The 3,102-nt window shown below is 32.7% G+C and carries 8 protein-coding genes; 4 read left to right on the plus strand and 4 right to left on the minus strand.

Annotated elements, in window-relative coordinates; genetic code table 11:
- Positions 1 to 36: 36 nt before the first annotated feature.
- The 3 genes from ACW8TM_RS04080 to ACW8TM_RS04090 all read right to left on the minus strand — a co-directional run bounded on the left by ACW8TM_RS04080 (position 37) and on the right by ACW8TM_RS04090 (position 1,077).
- Positions 37 to 309, minus strand: coding sequence for a hypothetical protein (locus ACW8TM_RS04080; protein ID WP_491532001.1), 273 nt, complete (start codon positions 307 to 309; stop codon positions 37 to 39).
- A 9-nt stretch (positions 310 to 318) separates the two neighbouring features.
- A complete protein-coding gene (locus ACW8TM_RS04085; protein WP_491532002.1) occupies positions 319 to 759 on the minus strand; it encodes a hypothetical protein in 441 nt (146 codons plus the stop codon).
- 81 nt (positions 760 to 840) lie between these two features.
- Positions 841 to 1,077 (minus strand): hypothetical protein, encoded by a 237-nt coding sequence (locus ACW8TM_RS04090; protein ID WP_491532003.1) that lies wholly within the window; start codon positions 1,075 to 1,077, stop codon positions 841 to 843.
- A 232-nt stretch (positions 1,078 to 1,309) separates the two neighbouring features.
- Here ACW8TM_RS04090 and ACW8TM_RS04095 point away from each other — a divergent pair, with 232 nt between their 5' ends.
- The 4 genes from ACW8TM_RS04095 (at position 1,310) to ACW8TM_RS04110 (ending at position 2,623) form a co-directional block, all read left to right on the plus strand.
- Entirely contained in the window at positions 1,310 to 1,471 is a 162-nt protein-coding gene (locus ACW8TM_RS04095) for a hypothetical protein (RefSeq protein WP_491532004.1), read from the plus strand.
- Complete coding sequence (locus ACW8TM_RS04100) at positions 1,468 to 1,947, plus strand: hypothetical protein (protein ID WP_491532005.1); 480 nt, start codon at positions 1,468 to 1,470, stop codon at positions 1,945 to 1,947. The genes ACW8TM_RS04095 and ACW8TM_RS04100 overlap by 4 nt, the downstream gene beginning before the upstream one ends.
- A gap of 303 nt (positions 1,948 to 2,250) precedes the next feature.
- A complete protein-coding gene (locus tag ACW8TM_RS04105; RefSeq protein ID WP_491532006.1) occupies positions 2,251 to 2,409 on the plus strand; it encodes a helix-turn-helix domain-containing protein in 159 nt (52 codons plus the stop codon).
- Positions 2,410 to 2,452: 43 nt separating this feature from the next.
- Positions 2,453 to 2,623, plus strand: coding sequence for a hypothetical protein (locus ACW8TM_RS04110; protein WP_491532007.1), 171 nt, complete (start codon positions 2,453 to 2,455; stop codon positions 2,621 to 2,623).
- On the opposite strand, the gene ACW8TM_RS04115 is transcribed toward ACW8TM_RS04110, so the two are convergent.
- Positions 2,602 to 3,102 (minus strand): hypothetical protein (locus tag ACW8TM_RS04115; RefSeq protein ID WP_491532008.1); only part of this gene is annotated, 501 nt, incomplete at its 5' end. The genes ACW8TM_RS04110 and ACW8TM_RS04115 overlap by 22 nt on opposite strands.

Here is a 3,102-nt window from a genome sequence, read left to right on the forward strand (position 1 = left end):
GAGATATTATTGAGTGGAGAAATTATTAAGGCATTATCAAGGACTCTCAGTCCATAGAGTAATAAGCTTAAAACAGTCTCTAGTTTTCTCTAAAACTATTCTAAAAATAACACCATTAAAAATGTTAAGAGAAAGATGATATCTAACTCCTTCTAACCCTCTATGCTTTTTATTCTCTTTAAGTGATCGAGGTTCTCTATATAACTTTTCCTTAATATATGAAACAATTTCATTTATAGTCATATTAAAAGATTTAGTTCTTTCCAAAAATCTATCCTTAAAATGCTCAGTCGGAACTAAACATACCATTTTGACCATCTACTTAACAATTTTTGTTAATATTGTAGGGGCCCAACGCACATGATATACTGGATTTCCTTCCTTGTCCCTATATTCTAAAGTTCTACTCACAGTAGTTGGCTCAATTTTAACGATTATTTTATAAGTATGATTATCACTTCCTTTATACTCAACTTCTTCTATGGCAGGCTCGACATCATTTACAATATCTACAATCTCCCAAATATCCAATCTTCTAATATGCTCATTTCCCTTTGGCTCAGGTTTGTCTCTAACTTTCATTTTAAGTTCTTCAGGAGATGAAGCTGCAATAGCTGTGTGAAAGCCAACACCAAAAGAAAGTCCTGTTGGTGTTCTTTCAAGTTCGTCGATTTTCATAACTGTGACTCTAATAGTTAAGATAGTCCCATCTGCAACTTTTGCACGGCCAGGCTTATTACACAGAATTTTGAACTTCAACTACCTAACACCAAAAATACTTTTTCCAAGTAAAAAATAAACGTTTTTCTTAGACTTTATAGATAGAATTAAAAGATAATTTCACTCAATAATGATTGGTTTAACTTCGCCCTTCCTAATCTTCTCTATGAGCTTCTCACCTTCCTTGATTATCCTCCTAAACTCCTCATCAACTGCCAAGGCAACCTCATCCAAAATATCATACTTATTTTCACCCTTCTTAGCTCTGTCAATAATATCCTCAATCATATCCAGGAAAGTCTTCAAATCAATAGTTAGAATGCCATTCTTAACCTCAAAAATCCTCTTAGAAGTCATAAATGGCACCACAAAGTAAATGGAATTGGAGAAATAAATATTTTAAACAATTTTTAGGTGTCTATCATTGTATTTTTATTTGATATTTGTCTTATCAAATAAAATTGTTTATATTCTTAATTGACTTTTCTCTCTAAAACTGTATATTTTGCTTTGAGTATAATGTAATGCTGTAATACTAGACAGTTAAATTTATATACTACTGTAATTACATATTTAATTGTGAATTATAATGACTAGAAAGAAGAAAAGAAAAACTACTTCAATAAAAATAGATCCTGAACTCTGGAAAGAAGTTAAAATAGAGGCAATAAGACGAGACATGGAAATTTCAGAATTTATTGAATATGTCCTTAAAAAGGAGCTTGGATTAAAAATTGGTGATAAAAAATGACTAAAAATAAACTACAAAGTAAACATGAAATAATTGAAAGCGTTTTTAAACCATTTATTGTTTTTTTAGAAGGAAGTATGGATTTGATAGATAAGAATATAGAATTAATTGAAAAATTAAAGGAAATATTGAGTAAACAACCTTTTCGTCAAATTTCTACTATTGATGCAAAAAATATACTTGAACCAATTTCCTTAATAGCATTTCATCAAAAAAGTTTAACAAAAATTCTAAAAAGATTAATACTTGAAATAAAGGACACGAGTCGTGTTTTAGTTAATATAGTAACAGTAATTGGAGAATCATTCCCAATTATTAATGAGAAAATAAAAGAAATAGAAAAAGAAATCAAGCATCTAAAAGCAGAAAGAAGAGAAATTGAATTAAAGATACCTAAGAAATACGAGAAAATACTTGAGGAATTAACAAGGCGAATAGAAGAAGCAAAAAAAGCTCAAGAAAGATATACATGGTAAAATTGAACTATCATCTGTATTTTTTGAAACTCCCTTATTTTGAAAATGTTACACTTGGTTTGAAGTGCGACATATTAATTTTGGTTGTTTTTGGAGGTTCACGGTGAAGTGGAGTAAGAATAATTGTGCAGTTCTTAAATTCAGTTCCTCTCCATCCTGAACCTCACACTCATGAAATTTTAGGCCGACTAGTTAATAGATAACCTTCATAACATTCATGTGGGTTTTGATTGGTGGAATTTGCATATTCTAGCTTGATTTCTAAGTGTATATTCTATTATTTGAAAAATTGCGGTGGTTGCAATGCGTACCATTGCGTTTGAACGCAATTATATACGTTCACTAATTTCAAGGCTAATAGAAGCCGGGGTTAGTAAGAGCGAAATAGCTAAGCTTCTAGGCGTGGATCCCTCAACGGTCTACAGGTGGTGGAAGGGAATATTCAATTTATTGAGGATATGATGTATCGTGGAACGTTACAATTTATGTAACGTGGATGCGTTACATGAACTCTAATTCAGAGTTAACTGTTGGGTTGATTAAAAGAATTGTTGATGTTGGTGTTTGTAAGTGGGATCATGCAAGCATAAACAGAATATTGCTCGTTTCTGGTGCTGCTAGTTGGGGTTTTCTTTCTAATTTTGATTTTCAGGTTTACGGTTCGCTTAGGATGTAGTCTAGCCAGGATTTTAGTTCTGGTGGTGTTCCTAGTTCTCCTTTTAGGACGCGTTCAAGCCAGAATGGTTTCCCTAAAACAATTTCTGGTGGGTCAAAGATTGTTACGAATCTTTTGGGTTTAATCTGGCTTTCCTCCATGTGTCTTTTATATTTGAAGCGTGTTAGAGGCCAGTTTGGATCTGTTGAAACTCCTAAGTATTTATACCACCACTTCTTATCTCCAGTCTTAACATACATGTCACGGAGATAGTCGACATAAAGACGATATGCATGGCGGTGTTCTTTTCTTGGGGCTTTGACTTTAACTATGTTTCCGAATGGATCGACGATGATTTTGGGGAATATTACTACGAATCCAGGTTTATGTGGTGATGCTTTTTGAATGAAGAATTCTAGGTTGCCTTTAACTCGTCGGCCCAAACGGTAATAAAGCTTACGCTCAGCAATAAATCTAGCCCTCTTAATTATTCTAGCAAG

It is taken from the genome of Candidatus Culexmicrobium sp., assembly GCF_058356305.1.

What these genes read in the sequence shown, in the direction of transcription:
- ACW8TM_RS04080 (WP_491532001.1), bottom strand. Translation starts at nt 309, where the DNA reads ATGGTATGTTTAGTTCCGACTGAGCATTTTAAGGATAGATTTTTGGAA.
- ACW8TM_RS04090 (WP_491532003.1), bottom strand. Translation starts at nt 1,077, where the DNA reads ATGACTTCTAAGAGGATTTTTGAGGTTAAGAATGGCATTCTAACTATT.
- ACW8TM_RS04095 (WP_491532004.1), top strand. Translation starts at nt 1,310, where the DNA reads ATGACTAGAAAGAAGAAAAGAAAAACTACTTCAATAAAAATAGATCCT.
- ACW8TM_RS04100 (WP_491532005.1), top strand. Translation starts at nt 1,468, where the DNA reads ATGACTAAAAATAAACTACAAAGTAAACATGAAATAATTGAAAGCGTT.
- ACW8TM_RS04105 (WP_491532006.1), top strand. Translation starts at nt 2,251, where the DNA reads ATGCGTACCATTGCGTTTGAACGCAATTATATACGTTCACTAATTTCA.
- ACW8TM_RS04110 (WP_491532007.1), top strand. Translation starts at nt 2,453, where the DNA reads ATGAACTCTAATTCAGAGTTAACTGTTGGGTTGATTAAAAGAATTGTT.